16 protein-coding genes and 1 other RNA gene are annotated in these 18605 nt (G+C 61.8%); 7 read left to right on the top strand and 10 right to left on the bottom strand.

The window, feature by feature from the left end; all coding sequences use genetic code 11:
- Positions 1-143: 143 nt before the first annotated feature.
- Both AB4Z20_RS01510 and ffs read left to right on the top strand, forming a co-directional pair.
- Positions 144-1304, top strand: coding sequence for a zinc-binding metallopeptidase family protein (locus AB4Z20_RS01510; RefSeq protein WP_442089179.1), 1161 nt, complete (start codon positions 144-146; stop codon positions 1302-1304).
- Between the two features lie 454 nt (positions 1305-1758).
- Positions 1759-1855: signal recognition particle sRNA small type (gene ffs / locus AB4Z20_RS01505), an RNA gene on the top strand.
- A 182-nt stretch (positions 1856-2037) separates the two neighbouring features.
- Here the strand turns inward: ffs and AB4Z20_RS01500 are convergent.
- On the bottom strand, positions 2038-2352 hold the full coding sequence (locus tag AB4Z20_RS01500) for a helix-turn-helix domain-containing protein (protein WP_253472845.1): 315 nt from the start codon (positions 2350-2352) through the stop codon (positions 2038-2040).
- Between the two features lie 338 nt (positions 2353-2690).
- On the opposite strand from AB4Z20_RS01500, the gene AB4Z20_RS01495 reads away from it, so the two are divergent.
- A complete protein-coding gene (locus AB4Z20_RS01495) occupies positions 2691-4439 on the top strand; it encodes a putative bifunctional diguanylate cyclase/phosphodiesterase (protein WP_253472849.1) in 1749 nt (582 codons plus the stop codon).
- Here the strand turns inward: AB4Z20_RS01495 and AB4Z20_RS01490 are convergent.
- Positions 4385-5155, bottom strand: a complete 771-nt coding sequence (locus tag AB4Z20_RS01490) for a substrate-binding periplasmic protein (RefSeq protein ID WP_253472852.1) — start codon at positions 5153-5155, stop codon at positions 4385-4387. The two genes, AB4Z20_RS01495 and AB4Z20_RS01490, sit on opposite strands and share 55 nt — an antisense overlap.
- 143 nt (positions 5156-5298) lie before the next feature.
- On the opposite strand from AB4Z20_RS01490, the gene dnaX reads away from it, so the two are divergent.
- The 4 genes from dnaX to recR all read left to right on the top strand — a co-directional run bounded on the left by dnaX (position 5299) and on the right by recR (position 9767).
- Positions 5299-7374 carry a DNA polymerase III subunit gamma/tau gene (gene dnaX, locus AB4Z20_RS01485; protein WP_442089178.1) on the top strand — a complete coding sequence of 692 codons (2076 nt, stop codon included), beginning with the start codon at positions 5299-5301 and terminating at the stop codon, positions 7372-7374.
- Between the two features lie 64 nt (positions 7375-7438).
- A complete protein-coding gene (locus AB4Z20_RS01480) occupies positions 7439-7777 on the top strand; it encodes a YbaB/EbfC family nucleoid-associated protein (RefSeq protein WP_214508885.1) in 339 nt (112 codons plus the stop codon).
- 292 nt (positions 7778-8069) lie between these two features.
- Positions 8070-9098 carry an NADP-dependent oxidoreductase gene (locus AB4Z20_RS01475; RefSeq protein ID WP_320390127.1) on the top strand — a complete coding sequence of 343 codons (1029 nt, stop codon included), beginning with the start codon at positions 8070-8072 and terminating at the stop codon, positions 9096-9098.
- 66 nt (positions 9099-9164) lie between these two features.
- The gene (gene recR, locus AB4Z20_RS01470) at positions 9165-9767 is read left to right on the top strand and encodes a recombination mediator RecR (protein WP_003199585.1); all 603 of its coding nucleotides are present in this window, start codon (positions 9165-9167) and stop codon (positions 9765-9767) included.
- A gap of 124 nt (positions 9768-9891) precedes the next feature.
- Here recR and AB4Z20_RS01465 read toward each other — a convergent pair whose 3' ends face one another.
- The 8 genes from AB4Z20_RS01465 to ccoG all read right to left on the bottom strand — a co-directional run bounded on the left by AB4Z20_RS01465 (position 9892) and on the right by ccoG (position 18521).
- Positions 9892-10440 carry an adenine phosphoribosyltransferase gene (locus AB4Z20_RS01465; RefSeq protein ID WP_003199587.1) on the bottom strand — a complete coding sequence of 183 codons (549 nt, stop codon included), beginning with the start codon at positions 10438-10440 and terminating at the stop codon, positions 9892-9894.
- A gap of 76 nt (positions 10441-10516) precedes the next feature.
- A complete protein-coding gene (gene fnr, locus AB4Z20_RS01460) occupies positions 10517-11251 on the bottom strand; it encodes a fumarate/nitrate reduction transcriptional regulator Fnr (RefSeq protein WP_018608622.1) in 735 nt (244 codons plus the stop codon).
- Between the two features lie 94 nt (positions 11252-11345).
- Positions 11346-12728, bottom strand: a complete 1383-nt coding sequence (hemN, locus tag AB4Z20_RS01455; protein WP_442089177.1) for an oxygen-independent coproporphyrinogen III oxidase — start codon at positions 12726-12728, stop codon at positions 11346-11348.
- Between the two features lie 283 nt (positions 12729-13011).
- Positions 13012-13695, bottom strand: a complete 684-nt coding sequence (locus AB4Z20_RS01450) for a sulfite exporter TauE/SafE family protein (RefSeq protein ID WP_018608618.1) — start codon at positions 13693-13695, stop codon at positions 13012-13014.
- Positions 13688-13906: a cbb3-type cytochrome oxidase assembly protein CcoS gene (ccoS, locus tag AB4Z20_RS01445; protein WP_003183505.1), complete on the bottom strand. Its 219-nt coding sequence runs from the start codon at positions 13904-13906 to the stop codon at positions 13688-13690. The genes AB4Z20_RS01450 and ccoS overlap by 8 nt, the downstream gene beginning before the upstream one ends.
- Before the next feature lie 24 nt (positions 13907-13930).
- The gene (locus tag AB4Z20_RS01440; protein WP_253472867.1) at positions 13931-16381 is read right to left on the bottom strand and encodes a heavy metal translocating P-type ATPase; all 2451 of its coding nucleotides are present in this window, start codon (positions 16379-16381) and stop codon (positions 13931-13933) included.
- Between the two features lie 173 nt (positions 16382-16554).
- Positions 16555-17094, bottom strand: coding sequence for a FixH family protein (locus tag AB4Z20_RS01435; RefSeq protein WP_214508889.1), 540 nt, complete (start codon positions 17092-17094; stop codon positions 16555-16557).
- An 11-nt stretch (positions 17095-17105) separates the two neighbouring features.
- Entirely contained in the window at positions 17106-18521 is a 1416-nt protein-coding gene (gene ccoG / locus AB4Z20_RS01430) for a cytochrome c oxidase accessory protein CcoG (RefSeq protein WP_214508890.1), read from the bottom strand.
- Positions 18522-18605 lie beyond the last annotated feature (84 nt).

Here is an 18605-nt window from a genome sequence, read left to right as displayed (position 1 = left end):
GATCGCAGCCTCGTTGCACTCGACAGCTCCTACAGTGCAGCCCAGCGGGAGCAAGCTCCCTCCCCACGGTCTATGACGCAACGCGTTGGAACGATCATGAACGTAAGGTGATCTAGTCTTGCAGGCTCCAGGGAGAGATCGCCATGTACCGCTTCTTCGAACAACTGAGCTCACGCATCGCCGCGCCGTTCCTGGGCGATCGGTCACGTAACAGCAAGGTCTGGCCGTGCCGCTGTGGCCAGTCGTTGTTTTTTCGCAATAGCCAATGCCTGGCCTGCCTGGCGGCGCTGGGTTATCAACCTGAGCAGAGTCGCCTGACGTCCTTGCAACCTGGCGGGCAAGCCGGGACCTGGACGCTGGACGCTGATCCCCAGGCCGGGCTGTTCCGCCGTTGCGCCAACCTCGACACCGCGGCGGCCTGTAATTGGCTGCTGCCGGACAACGGGCACGACACCCTGTGCGTCGCCTGTAGCCTGAACCGCACCATTCCCGACCTGTCGATCCCGGAAAACCCAGAACGCTGGCGCAAGGTCGAGACCGCCAAGCGTCGACTGGTCGCGCAACTGATTACTTTCGGCTTGCCTGTCATCCCGAAAACCGTCGACGAAAACATCGGCTTGGCGTTTGATTTCATCGGTGTCGACCCCGACGGCACGCCACCCACCACCGGTCACGCCAGCGGGCTGATCACCCTTGACATCAAAGAAGCTGACGATGCCCATCGCGAATACGTGCGCCAGCAGATGCGTGAGCCGTATCGCACCTTGCTCGGGCATTTCCGGCATGAGGTGGGGCACTATTACTGGGACCGGCTGATCGCCAACAGCCACTGGCTCGAAGCCTTTCGCGAGCTGTTCGGCGATGAGCGCGCCAGCTACACCGAAGCCCTGGAGCGGCACTACCAGCAAGGCGCGCCGCTGGACTGGCAAACCCGCTACGTCAGCGCCTATGCCACCATGCACCCGTGGGAGGACTGGGCGGAAACCTGGGCCCATTACCTGCACATGATGGACGCGGTGGACACCGCCCTGGGGTTCGGTATGAGCGCCCGGGAAATGGATTTCGACTACCAGCCGTTCCCGCCCGAAACCCTATACGATTCCGAGCACGCTGGCGGTACGGCCTTCCTCTCGTTCGTCAACGCCTGGATCGAGTTGGCCGGCATGCTCAACGAACTGTCCCGCAGCATGGGCCAGCCGGATTTCTACCCGTTTGTCGTACCGGCCGCCGTTATTACCAAGCTGCATTTCATCCATCTGGTGATCCAGGAGGAGGGTGGTCGGGCGGATGAGGTGCTGTTGTAGTTTTCTGTGGAAGCAGCTTGCAACCCTGTTGAATGTACCGACGCCTTCGCGAGCAAGCTCGCTCCCACAGGGGTTGTCGGCTGTTCACCGCAGCGGCTTCCAAGCGCAGAGCTTTTGTGGGAGCGAGCTTGCTCGCGAAAACGGTGGGTCAGCTTGCATCCATGCCTGATGTGCCGATGTCATCGCGAGCAAGCTTTGCTCCCACAAGGGGGGCGACTGTTCACAGCGGCGGCTTCCAAGCGCAGAGCTTTTGTGGGAGCGAGCTTGCTCGCGAAAACGGTGGGTCAGCTTGCATCCATGCCTGATGTGCCGATGTCATCGCGAGCAAGCTTTGCTCCCACAGCAAGTGCTTGAACATCTTCAGTTTTTTAATCCGGCACGAACGGTTGTAACTTCTTGCCAGATAGGTACAATGGCGCGGCTCGCCGTCAGGCGGGCGTCGTTATGGTGACCCCATCGGTCCCCCCGCAGCGATTACCCGTGAACCTGGTCAGATCCGGAAGGAAGCAGCCACAGCGGGAACATTGTGTGCCGGGGTGTGGCTGGTGGGGTTGCCTCCATAACGCCCGAGCCTTCATTCGCAAGGTTTTCCAAATCAAAATTTCTTTTTTGCTGATTGATATCGATCGGTGCTTTCTGCTGTTCAGGCTTTGGTCGGGCAGGGCTAACGAACGCCAAAGAGAACCCCGGCCTGTCTCCCGCTGGCAGCCTCGGCTTCTCTTTCACATCTGCATCAAGGCTTGGACAAGGCCTGGTCGACCGCCGTGATCAGTTTTTCCAGGTCCTTGGAGGTGGCTTTGTGTATGACACCGAACAGATACGCCCGCTGTTCGTCCTCATCGCCCATGTCGGCAAAAAAGGCTTTGAGTTGTACATCCAGCACATTGGCAAGCAGGAGCAAGGCTTCGACGCTGGGGGTGTAGGTGCCGGTTTCGAAGCGGCTGATGGTTTTGGGGTCAAAACCGGTTTTTTCGCCAAGTTCAGCCTGAGTAAGCCCTGCTACTTTGCGGTAGCGTCTGATGGCTGGACCCAAACTTGAAATTCGCATCGCTTAATTCCCATTTAGAATCAAGAACTTAACGATAGATTTTCGCATTAGGCAACCGCGTGATCCATCACCTTGCTTTGCAAAATGTGATGTGTTTCGTAGAATCGGCCTTTGGCACGGGTATTTGGTGACCTGCTTCAGAAGCCGGGGTGTGTGCAGAGACCAGGCCTTGCGTTTCTTGCCGCGATACCAGGCAAGGGCTGAAGCCCTCCCTTGGCACCACCAGGGCCCGCGCTCCAGCTGTTCTCAAAGTGTTTGAGCCTAGTTGATTTTCGCCTGTCTTGGAGGCGGTGCAACCGCGCGCGACAAATGAGCCTGACTCATGGATGACTGCTTCGATGGATAAGAAGTACCGCAGAGCCGTTGACGCCGCCGCGATTTTTTCCGAAACCGATCTGAGCGGGCGCATCACCTACGTCAACGATCAATTTTGCAGCCTTTTTGGTTACCGGCGCGATGAGTTGCTGGGCGTGAATCATCGCCTGCTCAATTCCGGCCAGCACCCTGAAGAGTTCTTCAGCGACATGTGGCGCACCATTGCCGTGGGCCAGGTCTGGAAAGGGGAAATCTGCAACCGGGCCAAGGACGGTACGCTGCACTGGGTCGATACCACCCTGGTGCCGGTGATCGATGACGAAACAGGGCACATCGAACGCTACCTGGCGATTCGCTTCGACGTCAGCGAAAAGCGTCGCCTGCTGCATTCGCTGCAATGGCGAGTCGGTCACGATGTGCTGACCGGGCTGCCCAACCGCACTTATCTGTCCGATCTGCTGGACCAGGCCCTGGAGTTTTCCCGTGCGGAAAACTTGCCCCTGGCAGTGTGCATGCTCGACCTCGATGGCTTCAAGGCGGTCAATGACGGCTATGGTCACGCCAGTGGCGATCGGCTGCTGGTGGAGGTCGCCAGGCGCCTGCGCAGTATTGTGCGTGGCGAGGATGTGGTGGCCCGGCTGGGTGGGGATGAGTTCGTGCTGGTGCTGCGCCATGTGCGTGGGATGGATGAGTTGCATGCCGCGTTGAACCGGGTGTTGATCGCTGTTTCCATGCCGTATGGCATTGACGGGAAGGACATCAAGGTCTTCGCTAGCATTGGCGTCACATTGTTTCCGTGGGACAACGAAGACGCCGAGACCTTGTTGCGCCACGCCGACCAGGCGATGTACGTGGCCAAGCAAAGCGGTCGCAATCGTTTCCATTTGTTCGATGTGTCCCGGGACAAGGAAGTGCGAGCCACTTACCAGACCGTCGAGCGGGTCCGCCAGGCGCTTGCCGGCAATGAGTTGCGGCTGCATTTCCAGCCCAAGGTCAACATGCGTCATGGCGCCGTGGTCGGCCTGGAGGCGCTGCTGCGCTGGAAGCATCCGCAACGTGGCCTGGTGCCGCCTCGGGAGTTCCTGCCGCTGGTGGAAGAGACCGACCTGATCGTCGAGATCGGCGAGTGGGTCATGGAGCAGGTATTGACCCAGTTGCAGCAATGGCAGCAAGCGGGGCAGGGCTGGCCGGTGAGCATCAATATCTCGGCGCGGCATTTCCAGCGAGCGGATTTTGTCGAGCGGCTGCGACAGGTGTTGGAGCGGCATCCGGCGGTACCGCCACGCCTGTTGGATCTGCAGATTGTCGAATCGGTCGCGGTGGAGAACCTTGCCCACGTCAGCGCTTGCCTCCAGGCCTGCCATGCCTTGGGTGTGGGGTTTTCGCTGGGTGGTTTCGGCACGGGCTACTGCTCGCTCAATGATCTCAAGCACCTGCGCACCCAAACCATCAAGATCGACAAGACCTTTGTCCGCGACATTCTCCATGACCGTGACGACCTGGCACTGACCAAAGCGGTGATCGGCCTGGCCCGGGCGTTTGGCCGTGAGGTAGTCGCCGAAGGGTTGGACAGCCTTGAGCATGGCCAACTGCTGCTGAACCTGGGCTGTGAGGTGGCACAAGGTTATTTCATCGCACGGCCCATGCCGCCCGAACAGATACCCGGCTGGGTGCAGGGCTTCATCCCGCCGTTGCAATGGCAGCAGCGGCCGGGCGATCAGGGGGAGGGCGCCTCGCTCCTGGACTGGGATGCGTCACTGCGGCCAGTGTAAAGCTGGATGATCGCGTCGATTTCCCCGGAGGTTTTCATGTCCAGCAAGGTCCTCAGAATGCGTTGTGCTGGAATGTTCGGATCGTTGCGCACGTAGCAGTTCAACTGCTGTTCCTGAAGCACAGCCACTGCATGGAGTTGTCGATCCGCAGTGTGGCGTTGATTGAACCAGTCCAGTGCCCATTGGTTGCTGACCGCATAGCTATAGCGGCCGGCCAGCAGTTTCGCCAGCACTTGTTCCTGGCTGCGAGCATCGTCTCGGTGCAGTTGGCCGCTGTTGAACAAGGGTTGCAAGGTCGGGTAGGTATAGCCGAGCACCGTGCCTATGGCCTGGTGCGCCAGCGTTGCCGGTGCTACCGCCGCAGGTGTGCTTGCCGTGGCAATGAGCAGGTCGCGCTGGAAAAACAACGGGATGCTCCACAGGTAATCGCCGCTATCACTCACCCAGTCAGGGCTGACGTAGCAACGTACGTCGATCTCGCCGTGTTTCATGGCGCCGTCCAGTCGGGCGCGGGACAGGACGTGGAATTGCGCTGGCAGTCCCATCTGGGTCGCCAGGCTGGTCATTACATCGGGAAGGATGCCCTGGGTCGGGCGGCCTCGTTCGATCTGCACCATGGGCATCGCCCAGCCGTCGGTAACGGCGAAACGCAAGGGTGCCTCCTCGGCAAAGCAACTGGTTCCCAACAACAGCAAAGCCCCCATGGCTGAGCGCATAAACTCTCCTGACTGTGCAAATCCGTGTCGACAACCGAGTCCCTGATTCAATCTTAGTCAGATTAGACGAGCACACCGGATGCAATTTCGCCCCTGCTCCGCTAGCATTAGCCGCTTATGTTCCTTCGTTGCGACGGTTTTCGATGAGTTATCAGGTTCTTGCACGTAAATGGCGTCCGCGCTCGTTCCGCGAAATGGTCGGCCAGACCCATGTGCTCAAGGCTCTGATCAATGCCTTGGACAGCCAGCGGCTGCACCATGCCTACCTGTTCACTGGTACCCGTGGCGTGGGCAAGACCACCATCGCGCGGATCATCGCCAAGTGCCTGAACTGTGAAACCGGCATCACCTCCACGCCTTGCGGCGAGTGCTCGGTCTGCCGGGAAATCGACGAGGGCCGTTTCGTCGACCTGATCGAGATCGACGCCGCCAGCCGCACCAAGGTCGAAGACACCCGCGAGCTGCTCGACAACGTGCAGTACGCGCCGAGCCGTGGGCGCTTCAAGGTCTACCTGATCGACGAAGTGCACATGCTCTCCAGCCATTCCTTCAATGCGCTGCTCAAGACCCTTGAGGAGCCGCCGCCCTACGTCAAGTTCATCCTGGCGACCACCGACCCGCAGAAGCTTCCTGCAACGATTTTGTCGCGGTGCCTGCAGTTCTCCCTCAAGAACATGACGCCGGAACGGGTTGTAGAGCACCTGACTCACGTACTGGGCGTCGAGAACGTGCCCTTCGAGGACGATGCGCTGTGGCTGCTGGGCCGCGCCGCCGATGGTTCGATGCGCGACGCCATGAGCCTGACCGACCAGGCCATCGCTTTCGGTGAAGGCAAGGTCATGGCCGCGGATGTCCGGGCCATGCTCGGTACCCTCGATCACGGCCAGGTCTATGACGTTTTGCATGCGCTGATCGAAGGCGACGCGAAGGCGCTGCTCGAAGCGGTGCGTCACCTGGCCGAGCAGGGCCCTGACTGGAATGGCGTGCTCTCGGAAATTCTCAACGTATTGCACCGGGTCGCCATCGCCCAGGCCTTGCCTGATGGTGTCGACAACGGTCACGGCGATCGTGATCGCGTACTGGCCCTGGCTCAGGCGTTGCCGGCCGAAGACGTGCAGTTCTATTACCAGATGGGCCTGATCGGCCGTCGCGACCTGCCCCTGGCCCCCGATCCGCGCGGCGGCTTCGAAATGGTCCTGCTGCGAATGCTGGCGTTCCGGCCAGCCGACACGGCGGACGCCCCGAGGCAAGCGCTAAAGCCAGTGGGGATCAGCCAAGCCACAGCTGATTCCGCCAAGCCAGTGGCTGCCGCGCCCGTCGTTGCGCCGGCAGTGGCTTCGGCTCCGGTAGCGCCGGCACCTGTGGCACCACCGACCCCGACGCCTGTTGTCGCGGTCCCTGAGCCAGAACCTGAACCGGTCGTCGAGGCGCTGCCCGAGCCGGTCGCCGAAGCCGTTGTCGATCTGCCCTGGAACGATCCGATCGAGCCCGAGGTTGCCCAGCAACCTGCCGTGGAGCCGGTCCTGGAGACCATCGCCGAGCAGCCCGAGTTGCCGCCGATGCCTTTGCCGACGCCCGACAGCGTGGTGCCCGATGCGCCTGAGTGGGTCGCCGCGCCGGTGCCCGAACCGACAGTGGCCGACGTCGATGTCGCCACGCCAGGCCTCGACCAGGACGACGAACCGCCGCTGGACGAGGATTACATCGAGCCAGACATGGATTCGGCCTACAGCTACCTGGACGACTTGGCCAGCGAGCACGCCGCTGAGCCGGCCCCGGAGCCCGAGCCGGAACCCGCGGCGATGCCAGCCACCGGCCTGGCCCTGCAATGGCTGGAACTGTTTCCTAAACTGCCGATCAGCGGCATGACCGGCAGCATCGCCGCCAACTGCACGCTGATGGCCGTAGAAGGCGACCACTGGCTGCTGCACCTGGACCCGGCCCACAGCGCACTGTTCAACGCGACCCAGCAACGTCGTCTCAACGATGCGCTGAACCAGTATCACCAGCGCACCCTGACGCTGACCATCGAGCTGATCAAGCCCGAGCAGGAGACCCCGGCCCAGGCCGCGTCCCGGCGCCGTGCCGACCGTCAGCGCGAAGCCGAGGAGTCGATCCACGGTGATCCATTCATCCAGCAGATGATGCAACAGTTCGGCGCCGTGGTCCGTCACGATACTATCGAACCTGTCGAGGCCCCGGTCACCCAGGGCTCATAACTGAAGGCGCCGGGTCGAACGGGCCGGGCGCGTTGTTTATCCAAGTACTTTCGAGGTGATTCCCATGATGAAAGGTGGCATGGCCGGCCTGATGAAGCAGGCGCAGCAGATGCAGGAAAAAATGGCCAAGATGCAGGAAGAACTGGCCAACGCCGAAGTCACCGGCAAGTCCGGCGGCGACATGGTGACCGTGGTCATGACCGGTCGCCACGACATCAAGCGCGTCAGCATCGACCCAAGCGTGGTCGAAGGCCTGAGCGAAGACGACAAGGAAATGCTCGAAGCCCTGTTCGCCGCCGCCGTCAATGACGCGGTGCGCAAGATCGAAGCCAACAGCCAGGACAAGATGTCTGGCGTGACGGCCGGCATGCAACTGCCGCCGGGCATGAAACTGCCGTTCTGATTCGCCATCCCGGTCGGGATGGGCTACACACAATGCCAGGCATCGCGCCTGGCATTGTTGTTTCTGTCGTAGGGGCGAGCGGTGACAGAAACCTTAGCTGTGGGAGCAAGGCTCTGTGGGAGCAAGGCTTGCCCGCGATGCAGACGCCTCGGTGTGTCGGAACGGCGCGCCATCGTTCATCGCGGGCAAGCCTTGCTCCCACAAGTACCCGTTGAACAAACATCGAACGCCGCCCCTTCGGCAATGGTCTGCTTCCTATACGTGTCCGCTCAACGAACAAGGAGACGCATCCATGTCATCGCTTTCCAGTCAGCGCATCGTCCTGGCCTCCCGCCCCCAAGGGGCGCCCACGCCGGAAAATTTTCGTCTTGAGCACGTGACACTGCCGGATCTGGCGGAGGGACAAATTCTGCTCAAGACGCAGTTCCTGTCCCTGGACCCTTACATGCGCGGGCGAATGAGTGACGCGCCTTCCTACGCTGCTCCGGTAAAAATCGACGAGGTGATGACCGGCGGCGCCGTCAGCCGCGTAGAACGCTCGATGCACCCGAAATTCCAGGAGGGTGATCTGGTGGTGGGGGCCACCGGTTGGCAGAGCCACAGCATCAGCGATGGGCGCAACGTGATGCCCATCCCTTCGGGGCTGCCGAGCCCGTCGATGGCCTTGGGGGTGCTGGGCATGCCGGGCATGACCGCTTACATGGGGCTGATGGACATTGGCCAACCCAGGGCCGGGGAGACCCTGGTGGTGGCGGCGGCCTCGGGTGCGGTGGGCTCGGTGGTCGGCCAGGTGGCGAAGATCAAGGGCCTGCGTGTCGTCGGCGTCGCGGGTGGCAGCGAGAAATGCAAGTACGTGGTCGACGAGCTGGGGTTTGACGCCTGTGTCGATCACAAGAGCGCACGTTTTGCCGAGGAGCTGGCGCAGGCTTGCGACAAGGGCATCGATATCTATTACGAAAACGTCGGTGGCAAGGTTTTCGATGCCGTCGTGCCGCTGCTCAACGCCAAGGCGCGGATCCCGCTCTGTGGCCTGATCGCTTCCTACAACGATCATCAAGCGCCGAGCGGCCCGGATCGCTTGCCGCAGTTGCAGCGCACGTTGCTGAACAAGCGTGTGCGGATCCAGGGGTTTATCGTGTTTGATGACTACGGTGACCGTCAGCCGGAGTTCATCAGCGCCATGGCCTCTTGGGTGCGTGATGGCAAGGTCAAGTTCCGTGAGGACGTGGTCGATGGCCTTGAGAATGCGCCACAGGCGTTTATCGGGTTGTTGGAAGGGCGCAACTTCGGCAAGTTGGTGGTGCGGGTCGCGCAGGATTGAGTATTTGACGCTAATCGGAGGCGCGGGTATAAACCGCGTCTCGTTGTTATGTCGGACATTTCCTCCATGAGCTTCAGCCCTTTGATTCGCCAACTGATCGATGCCCTGCGAACGTTGCCGGGTGTAGGTCAGAAAACTGCCCAGCGCATGGCGTTGCAATTGCTCGAGCGTGATCGCAGCGGCGGTTCACGCCTGGCCCAGGCCCTGAGCCAGGCCATGGAAGGCGTAGGGCATTGCCGTTTGTGCCGCACCCTCACTGAAGACGATCTCTGCCCACAATGTGCCGACCCGCGTCGGGACGACAGCCTGCTTTGCGTGGTGGAGGGGCCGATGGATGTGTACGCGGTGGAGCAGACCGGTTTTCGTGGCCGTTATTTCGTGCTCAAGGGCCACTTGTCACCGCTTGATGGCTTGGGGCCTGAAGCCATCGGCATTCCACAGTTGATCGCGCGGATCGAAGAAGCGGGTACTTTCACGGAAGTCATCCTTGCTACGAACCCGACGGTCGAAGGCGAAGCCACCGCCCATTACATCGCCCAACTGCTCAACAACAAAGGCCTGATCGCCTCACGCATCGCCCACGGCGTGCCGCTGGGTGGGGAGCTTGAGTTGGTGGATGGCGGGACACTGGCGCATTCGTTTGCGGGGCGCAAGCCGATCGCCTTGTAACAGCAACACAAATCCCTGTGGGAGCGAGCTTGCTCGCGATAGCGGTAGACCAGCCAATATCTATGTTGGCTGACACACCGCTATCGCGAGCAAGCTCGCTCCCACAGGGTGACTCACTCGACCATTATTTTTCGCTGAGCGAGAACTGCGTCAGGCAGAACGTGGGAATCCCCATGTCTTCCAGGCGCTGGGAGCCGAGCAGTTCCGGCAGGTCGATGATCGCCGCGGCTTCGTGGACCTTGGCGCCCATGCGGCGGATCAGGTTGGCAGCGGCGATCAGCGTGCCGCCAGTGGCGATCAGGTCATCGAACATCACCACCGAATCACCCTCGCACAAGCTATCGGCGTGCACTTCAAGGAAGGCTTCGCCGTATTCGGTCTGGTAACCCTCGGCCAGCACATCGGCCGGCAGCTTGCCTTGCTTGCGGAACAAGATCAGCGGTTTGTTCAACTGATAGGCCAGGATCGAGCCAATCAGGAAACCCCGCGCATCCATCGCGCCGATATGAGTGAACTCGGCCTCGACGTACCGGTGGGCGAAACTGTCCATGACCAGTCGCAGGGCGGTTGGGGATTGGAACAGAGGGGTAATGTCGCGAAAGATCACGCCGGGCTTGGGGAAATCGATCACCGGGCGGATCAGGGATTTGATATCGAAGGAGTCAAAGACCATCGTGGAGGTGTCCTGGCTGAGCTGCAAACACGGCAGTATAGCGCGGCTGGGAACATCCCTCAGCCGCGCGCGGCCATCAGCCTTCGATCGAGCCGCCGGCCAGGGCGCAGAGCTGGATCGGGTCGAGAATGTGAATTTCCTTGCCTTCGGCGGCAATCAACTCGTTCTGCTGGAAGCGGGTGAATACCCTGGACACGGTTTCCACCGCCAGGCCCAGGTAGTTGCCGATTTCGTTGCGCGACATGCTCAAGCGGAACTGGTTGGCCGAGAACCCGCGGGCGCGGAAGCGTGCCGAGAGGTTGACCAGGAACGTGGCGATACGCTCGTCGGCGGTTTTTTTCGAAAGCAGCAGCATCATTTGCTGATCGTCACGAATTTCCCGGCTCATGACCCGCATCAACTGGCGGCGCAGTTGCGGCAGCTGTATGGACAACTCGTCCAGGCGATCGAAGGGAATTTCGCACACCGAGGTGGTTTCCAGCGCCTGGGCCGAGACTGGGTGGGACTCGGTGTCCATGCCGGACAGGCCCACCAGTTCGCTGGGCAGGTGGAAGCCGGTGAGCTGTTCTTCGCCGCCGTCGCTCAGGTTGAAGGTCTTCAAGGCGCCCGAGCGCACCGCATAGACCGAATCGAAGGTATCGCCCTGGCGAAACAGGAATTCACCTTTTTTCAACGGGCGGCCCCGTTTAACGATGTCGTCCAGCGCGTCCATGTCCTCCAAATTCAGCGAAAGTGGCAGGCAGAGGGGGGCCAGGCTGCAATCCTTGCAATGGGCCTGGTTGTGGGCGCGCAGTTTGACTGGCTCGGACATTTCTTAAATCCTTGTGGGAAATCACGCATAAGGCGTAAGGGTACCCCAGAGCAGACAGTCCGGCCAGCGTGGTTTCGTCGTCAAATTGTCGCGCTCAGATGACTCGGGAGAAGCGTTGGCGATTGTGCAGGTCCAGATAGGCATCGAACACCATGCACACCGATCGCACCAGCAGGCGCCCGGCGGGCAACACCCGGATGTGGGTGTTATCCAGCTCGATCAGTCCATCCGCAGCCATGGCCTGCAATTGCGGCCACTGCGGCGCGAAGTAACCGCGAAAGTCGATGTTGAAGGTTTGCTCGATCTCGGCAAAAGGCAGGTGGAAATGACAGATCAACTGCTGGATCACCGCGCGCCGCAGCCGGTCGTCAGCGTTGCAGATCAGCCCGCGACTGGTCGCCAGTTGCCCGTCGGCGAGAGTGTTCTGGTAATGGTTCAGGTCACTGCTGTTCTGGCAGTACAAATCGCCGATCTGGCTGATGGCTGACACGCCAAGGCCGACCAGGTCGCAATGGCCATGGGTGGTGTAGCCCTGGAAGTTGCGCTGCAACGTAGCCTCTTCCTGGGCGATTGCCAGTTCGTCGTCAGGCAGGGCGAAGTGGTCCATGCCGACATAGCGGTAACCGGCGGCGGTCAGTTGTTCGATGGTGCCTTGCAGCATCGCCAGTTTCTGCTCCGGGTTCGGCAAGTCCTGGCTGTTGATGCGCCGCTGGGGCATGAAGCGTTCCGGCAGGTGGGCGTAGTTGAACACCGAGAGCCGGTCCGGTTGCAGATGGATGACTTCCTGGACGGTGCGGGCGAAGTTTTCCGGGGTCTGCTTGGGCAGGCCGTAGATCAGATCGATGTTGATCGAACGGAACTGCAAGGTCCGGGCGGCTTCGACCACGGCACGGGTTTCTTCCAGGCTTTGCAGGCGATTGACGGCTCGCTGCACCGCTGGATCAAGGTCTTGCAGGCCGATACTGACCCGGTTGAAACCCAGTTCACGCAACAGGCCCATGGTCGACCAGTCGGCCTCCCTAGGGTCGATTTCGATGCCGTAGTCGCCGGAATCGTCGTCCAGCAGGTTCAGATGCTTGCGCAGCTTGGCCATCAGTTGGCGCAGTTCGTCGTGGCTGAGGAACGTCGGGGTACCGCCGCCAAAGTGCAACTGTTCTACGCGCTGCGTGGGGTCCAGGTGGCAGCCGATCAGTTGTATTTCCTGTTCCAGGCGTTGCAGATAAGTGTGGGCACGACCGCGGTCCTTGGTGATGACTTTGTTGCAGGCGCAGTAGTAGCAGATGTTCGCGCAGAACGGTATGTGCACATACAGCGACAACGGCCGCAGGGCCTTGCGGCTGTCGCGCAGGGCGTGGAGCAGGTCGAAGGTGCCCACTTGGCTGGCGAACTGTGCCGCAGTGGGGTACGAGGTGTAGCGTGGTCCCGCCAGGTCGTAACGGCGGATGAGATCTGAGTCCCAACAAATGGTGTCGAGCATGCGGGCATTCCCCGGATAGACTGGCATGGGGCGAGTCTAGGGGCGCGTGGGCGTGGCCGTTTTGATTTGCGTCAACGGGCTCGCTGCGAAGGAGGGTGTGCATGGTTTTTGAGGGCGACGCATGACCTGTGGGAGCCGAGCCTGCTCGCGATGACGGCGGCACATCCAGCAGGGATGTCAGCTGAACCACCGCTATCGCGAGCAAGCTCGCTCCCACATTTGATCTGGGGCGCTCACACGTCTCCTGTGGGAGCGAGCCTGCTCGCGATTGGGGGCGACTTGGTCAATGCCCCATGAGCCAATGTTGATGCGGCCCCGGCAGTGTCCATACCCCGAAAATAATCACCAACAAACCACCGGCCATGCGCACGCTGCGTTTGCGCAGTAGGGCGGTGACGCGTTCGGCCGCCAGGCCGGTGGCGAGCAGTACCGGCCAGGTGCCCAGGCCGAAGGCGAGCATCAGCAACGCGCTGTCCAGTGCATTGCCCTGGCTGGCGGACCACAACAGGGTGCTGTAGACCAGGCCGCACGGCAGCCAGCCCCATAGCGCGCCGAGCAGCAAGGCCCGGGGCAGGCTCGACACCGGCAGCAAACGGTTGGCGACGGGTTGGATGTGCCGCCACAAACCACGCCCCACGCTTTCGATGCGCGTCAGGCCGCTCCACCAGCCCGCCAGGTACAAGCCCATGGCAATCAACAGCAAGCCGGCCAGCACCCGCATGATCATCGCTGCCGGACTGTTGGACACGGCCCAGCCGGCCAGGCCGATCAGCAACCCGGCGGTGGCGTAGCTCAGGATCCGCCCCAGGTTGTACGCCAGTAGCAACCGAAAGCGCCGGCTGCGTTGTTCCTTGGGAATCGCCAGGGTCAGGGCGCCCATCAGGCCGCCGCACATGCCCAGGCAGTGGCCGCCGCCGAGCAGGCCAAGGATAACCGCCGAAACCAACAGGGGCGCCAGATCAAGCATGGGGCGGAGCCTTGTCGTCCGGCTTGCGGGCCTCGCCACTGGCTTCGTCCACCGCCGCCTTGTGGTTCGGGTCCTGGTCGTCGAACAGAATGCTGTGGGCCGGGCCGTCGAGGTCATCGTACTGGCCGCTGTCCACGGCCCAGAAGAAAATGTACACGGCGATGGCCACGATCAGCAGCGCGGCCGGGATCATCACGTAGAGAGCTGGCATGTCGGAACTCCATGCCCGCGCGGCTCAGGCCGGCAGCGGGCGGGTATCGGGCGTGGCGTCGAAAACCTGCGTCTTGGGCTGACGCGTCAGCCTCAGCGCATTCAACACCACGGTCAACGAACTGATGGACATGCCGACCGCCGCCCACACCGGCGTAATCCAGCCGAGGGCGGCGAACGGCAACATGAGGCCATTGTACAGCCCTGCCCACACCAGGTTCTCAATGATCACCCGGCGGGTGCGTCGGGCCAGGCTGAAGGCGTGGATCAGGGCGTCGAGGCGGTTGGACAGCAGCACCGCGTCGGCGCTGGTCTTGGCCAGGTCGGTGGCCGAGCCCATGGCGACACTGATGTCCGCCGCCGCCAGCACGGGCACGTCGTTCACCCCATCGCCGAGCATCAGCACCTTGCGGCCCTGTTGATGCAACTGCTGCAACACGGCCAGTTTGTCGTCCGGGCGCAGCCCGCCGCGAGCCTCATCGATGCCCAGCTCGCCGGCGACGCTGGCAACCATGGGCGAACTGTCACCCGACAACAGCAGCGTCCGCCAGCCCCGTGCCTTGCAGGCCGCCAGCAGGGCTGGGGCATCGACGCGCAAGCGGTCATCGAGGACGAACCAGGCCAGGGGCCCGATCTCATCGCCCAGCAACAGCCACTGCCCGGGTTCATCCGGCATCACCGGCACCGTCGCGCCACTGAGTTCGCAGACAAAACCGGGTTGGCCGATGCGCAGTCGCTGTTCTGCCACGAGGCCTTCCAGCCCCAGCCCCGGGGTGCTGTGTACCTGCTCGGCGGCCAGTGGCGCGCGGCCGAAGGCGCGGGCGATAGGGTGTTCCGAGCGGTTTTCCAGGGCCGCGGCCAAGCCCAGGCATTGATCGCTGTCGAGGGCCGCCAATGGCCGAATGGCGCGCAACGCCAGGCGGCCTTCGGTGAGGGTACCGGTCTTGTCGAAAATCACCGTGTCGATCTGGTTCAGGCCTTCCAGCACATGACCGCGCGTCAGCAGCAGGCCGAGCTTGTGCAAGGTGCCGGTAGCGGCGGTGAGGGCGGTCGGCGTGGCGAGGGACAACGCGCAAGGGCAGGTGGCGACCAGCATCGCCAGGACGATCCAGAACGCGCGCGAAGCGTCCAGTTGCCACCACACCAGCCCGATGACGGCAGCGGCGACCAAGGAGAACAGCAAGAACCATTGGGCGGCGCGGTCGGCGATTTCCGCCAGCCGTGGCTTCTCGGCCTGGGCCCGCTCCAGCAGCCGCACGATGGCCGACAGTCGGGTGTCTTGCCCGAGGGCCAGCACCTCGACCGTCAAGGCCCCTTCGACGTTCAGCGTGCCGGCGGTGACCGCGTCGCCCACCTGGCGAGGCTGTGGCAGGTATTCACCGGTCAGCAGCGATTCGTCGATGCTGGACTGCCCCTCCAGGATCCTGCCATCGGCCGGCAGGACTGCCCCGGGATGCACCAGCACCCGGTCACCGGTGCGCAATTCGCTGAGCAGGATGCGTTCATTCTGGCCGTTATCCTCCAGGCGCAGGCACGAAGCCGGCAACAGATTGACCAGTTGGGCGGTGGCGGCAGCTGTGCGCTCCCGGGCCCGGCGTTCCAGGTAACGGCCGGCCAACAGGAACAGGGCAAACATGCCCACGGCGTCGAAGTACAACTCGCCGACGCCGGTAATCGACGTCCAGATCCCGGCAACGTAGGCGCTGCCGATGGCCAGGGACACGGAAACGTCCATGGTCAGGTGGCGGGTACGCAGGTCGCGCATGGCGCCTTTGAAGAACGGCGCGCAGCTATAGAAGACGATGGGCGTGGTGAGGAACAGGGCAACCCAGCGCAGGATGGTGTGCATCTCCGGGCTCAGGTCGATGTTGAATTCCGGCCAGGTGGCCATGGTCGCCATCATCGCCTGGAACCACAACAGACCGGCCACACCCAATTGGCGAAGGGCCAGGCGGTTTTGTGCGGCGAGTTGTTCACAGGCCTGGTCGGCCTGGTACGGGTGGGCGACATAGCCGATCTGGCGCAATTCGGCGAGCAGCGTGCTCAGCGGCAGTTGAGCGTCGGCCCAGCGTACATGCAGGCGATGATTGGACAGGTTCAGTCGCGCTTCGGCCACGGCCGGCAGGCTGCGTAATTGTTTTTCAATCAACCAGCCGCAGGCGGCGCAACTGATGCCTTCCATCAACAGGGTGGTTTCGGCCAGTTCGCCTTCATGGCGCACGAATGATTGCTGCACGTCTGGGCGATCGTACAGGGCCAGTTCATCGGTCAACTGGACGGGCAGGGATTCGGGGTTGGCCGACGCTTCGCTGCGATGCTGGTAATAACTTTCCAGGCCACCGGCGACAATGGCCTCGGCCACCGCCTGGCAGCCCGGGCAGCACAGCTCGCGGGTTTCACCGAGGACAACGGCGGTGAAGCGACTGCCGGGGGGGACGGGCAGGGCGCAGTGGTAGCAGGGCTGTGGAGTGGTCATGGGTATCGCATGAAGGCCTGGCATAGTGGGCTTGCAAGGAGGTACACAAACTGTAGGAGCTGCCGAAGGCTGCGATCTTTTGATCTTCTGATCTTTCGCTTGGGACTCAAGCAGCAAGGGAAAGATCGCAGCCTCGCTTCGCTCGGCAGCTCCTACAGGGGCTGTCGTCTGGTTTATTTTTTCAGGTCTTCAGCGCCTTGCAGCGGTTCATCGCCGAGCAAGAGGTCCTGGCCGTGATTGATCTGTTCTTCTTCGAACAGGCGCCAGGTCTTGTCGTTCTCCACCCCCAGCAATTCGACAAAGCGCCGGCCTTCGATCTTGTCCGCCAACTGACCGACGTAGCGCCCCGGTTCGCTGTCGTTGCGGGTCAGGACGATCTTGCGGTCCTTCTCCGGTTGGGTCGGCGAGATCAGGCTCAGTTCCAGGGTCTGGGGACGGCTGTTGCCGTTCAGACGCAGGTTCACTTCACCGGTGAGTTCGTCCATTTGCACGTTGGCACGCAGTTGCAGGGTCTGGGCCAGCAATTCGCGCTCCAGCGAGCGGTTGATGCCCTTGCCGGCTTCGTAATAGTTGTCGTTGACCAGGTTGTCCGGGTTCTTCACCGCAATGGTCACCATCGTCAGGCTCAGTGTCACCGAACAGGTCAGGATCGCGATGATGATCCACGGCCAGAGGTGCTTGTACCAAGGGCTGGTGGCGGTTGCTGCAGGCATGTTCAGTTCTCTCAACGAGTTTGTGGGCCGATGAACCGGCTCTTGGCTTCGACATGTACGCTTTCGTCATCGGCGTCCTTGAGGATGAAGGTCACCTCGTTGGTGCTCGATGGCAGTTGTTCCGGTGCGCTGGACAGCTCGACCGGCTGGCTGTAGATCTCGCCGGCCGCGACCTTGATTTCCCGCCGGCCTTGCAGCTTGAGGTCGGGCAGGCCGGCGGCTTCCAGGACGTAGGTATGGTCGCGTTGGTCTTTGTTCATGATCTTCAGGCTGTAGACGTTCTCGATTCGGCCTTCGGCGTTTTCGCGGAAGAGCACGCGGTCCTTGCTGACGTCGAAACCCACCAGCGAGCGCATGAAGAACGCCGCCGCCAACAGGCTCATCATGGTCAGCAGCACCAAGGCATAACCGATCAGGCGCGGGCGCAGTTTATGGGTTTTCTGCCCCGAAAGGTTGTGTTCGGTGGTGTAGCTGATCAGGCCGCGTGGATAATCCATCTTGTCCATGATGTTGTCGCAGGCATCGATGCAGGCTGCGCAGCCGATGCACTCGATCTGCAGGCCGTCGCGGATGTCGATACCGGTAGGGCAGACCTGGACGCACATGGTGCAGTCGATGCAATCCCCCAGGCCCAGGGCTTTGTAGTCAACGCCCTTCTTGCGCGGGCCACGGCTTTCGCCACGACGCGGGTCGTAGGAAACGATCAAGGTGTCCTTGTCGAACATCACGCTCTGGAAGCGTGCGTAAGGGCACATGTAGATACACACTTGCTCACGCAGCCAGCCAGCGTTGCCGTAGGTGGCGAGGGTGAAGAAACCCACCCAGAAATACGACCAGCCATCGGCCTGGCCGGTAAAGAACTCGAACACCAGTTCGCGGATTGGCGTGAAGTAACCGACAAAGGTCATGCCGGTGACGAAACCGATCAGCAGCCACAGGCTGTGCTTGGTGAGCTTGCGCAGGAATTTGTTGGCGCCCATGGGGGCCTTGTCGAGCTTGATGCGCTGGTTGCGGTCGCCTTCGGTGACTTTTTCGCACCACATGAAGATCCAGGTCCACACGCTCTGTGGGCAGGTGTAGCCACACCACACTCGTCCGGCATAGACCGTGATGAAAAACAGGCCAAAGGCGGCAATGATCAACATCCCGGACAGCAGGATGAAATCCTGGGGCCAGAAGGTGGCGCCGAAAATAAAGAATTTGCGCTCCGGCAGGTTCCACCAGACGGCCTGATGGCCACCCCAGTTCAGCCAGACCGTACCGAAATACAGCAGGAACAAGAGCGCGCCGCCAGCCATTCGCAGGTTGCGGAACAGGCCGGTGAAGGCGCGGGTGTAGATTTTTTCCCGAGAGGCATACAGGTCGACGCTTTTGTTCGCGTCCTTGGCAGGCGGGGTGACGTCATGTACCGGAATCTGGTTACTCATCAAATGCATCCCACGGCAGTGGAAAAGTGCCGTGGCCAGTACGTGCCGACCACGGTCAGAAAGGGTGTTGCGGTGGCGCAATGA

The sequence above is a fragment of the Pseudomonas sp. KB_12 genome (assembly GCF_052114545.1).
Taxonomy (GTDB): Bacteria; Pseudomonadota; Gammaproteobacteria; order Pseudomonadales; family Pseudomonadaceae; genus Aquipseudomonas; species Aquipseudomonas brassicacearum.
The sequence above is the reverse complement of the archived record's forward strand: the minus strand, read 5'-3'. Positions and strand labels throughout refer to the sequence as shown.

What these genes read in the sequence shown, in the direction of transcription:
- AB4Z20_RS01510 (WP_442089179.1), top strand. Translation starts at nt 144, where the DNA reads ATGTACCGCTTCTTCGAACAACTGAGCTCACGCATCGCCGCGCCGTTC.
- AB4Z20_RS01500 (WP_253472845.1), bottom strand. Translation starts at nt 2,352, where the DNA reads ATGCGAATTTCAAGTTTGGGTCCAGCCATCAGACGCTACCGCAAAGTA.
- AB4Z20_RS01495 (WP_253472849.1), top strand. Translation starts at nt 2,691, where the DNA reads ATGGATAAGAAGTACCGCAGAGCCGTTGACGCCGCCGCGATTTTTTCC.
- AB4Z20_RS01490 (WP_253472852.1), bottom strand. Translation starts at nt 5,155, where the DNA reads ATGCGCTCAGCCATGGGGGCTTTGCTGTTGTTGGGAACCAGTTGCTTT.
- dnaX (WP_442089178.1), top strand. Translation starts at nt 5,299, where the DNA reads ATGAGTTATCAGGTTCTTGCACGTAAATGGCGTCCGCGCTCGTTCCGC.
- AB4Z20_RS01480 (WP_214508885.1), top strand. Translation starts at nt 7,439, where the DNA reads ATGATGAAAGGTGGCATGGCCGGCCTGATGAAGCAGGCGCAGCAGATG.
- AB4Z20_RS01475 (WP_320390127.1), top strand. Translation starts at nt 8,070, where the DNA reads ATGTCATCGCTTTCCAGTCAGCGCATCGTCCTGGCCTCCCGCCCCCAA.
- recR (WP_003199585.1), top strand. Translation starts at nt 9,165, where the DNA reads ATGAGCTTCAGCCCTTTGATTCGCCAACTGATCGATGCCCTGCGAACG.
- AB4Z20_RS01465 (WP_003199587.1), bottom strand. Translation starts at nt 10,440, where the DNA reads ATGGTCTTTGACTCCTTCGATATCAAATCCCTGATCCGCCCGGTGATC.
- fnr (WP_018608622.1), bottom strand. Translation starts at nt 11,251, where the DNA reads ATGTCCGAGCCAGTCAAACTGCGCGCCCACAACCAGGCCCATTGCAAG.
- hemN (WP_442089177.1), bottom strand. Translation starts at nt 12,728, where the DNA reads ATGCTCGACACCATTTGTTGGGACTCAGATCTCATCCGCCGTTACGAC.
- AB4Z20_RS01450 (WP_018608618.1), bottom strand. Translation starts at nt 13,695, where the DNA reads ATGCTTGATCTGGCGCCCCTGTTGGTTTCGGCGGTTATCCTTGGCCTG.
- ccoS (WP_003183505.1), bottom strand. Translation starts at nt 13,906, where the DNA reads ATGCCAGCTCTCTACGTGATGATCCCGGCCGCGCTGCTGATCGTGGCC.
- AB4Z20_RS01440 (WP_253472867.1), bottom strand. Translation starts at nt 16,381, where the DNA reads ATGACCACTCCACAGCCCTGCTACCACTGCGCCCTGCCCGTCCCCCCC.
- AB4Z20_RS01435 (WP_214508889.1), bottom strand. Translation starts at nt 17,094, where the DNA reads ATGCCTGCAGCAACCGCCACCAGCCCTTGGTACAAGCACCTCTGGCCG.
- ccoG (WP_214508890.1), bottom strand. Translation starts at nt 18,521, where the DNA reads ATGAGTAACCAGATTCCGGTACATGACGTCACCCCGCCTGCCAAGGAC.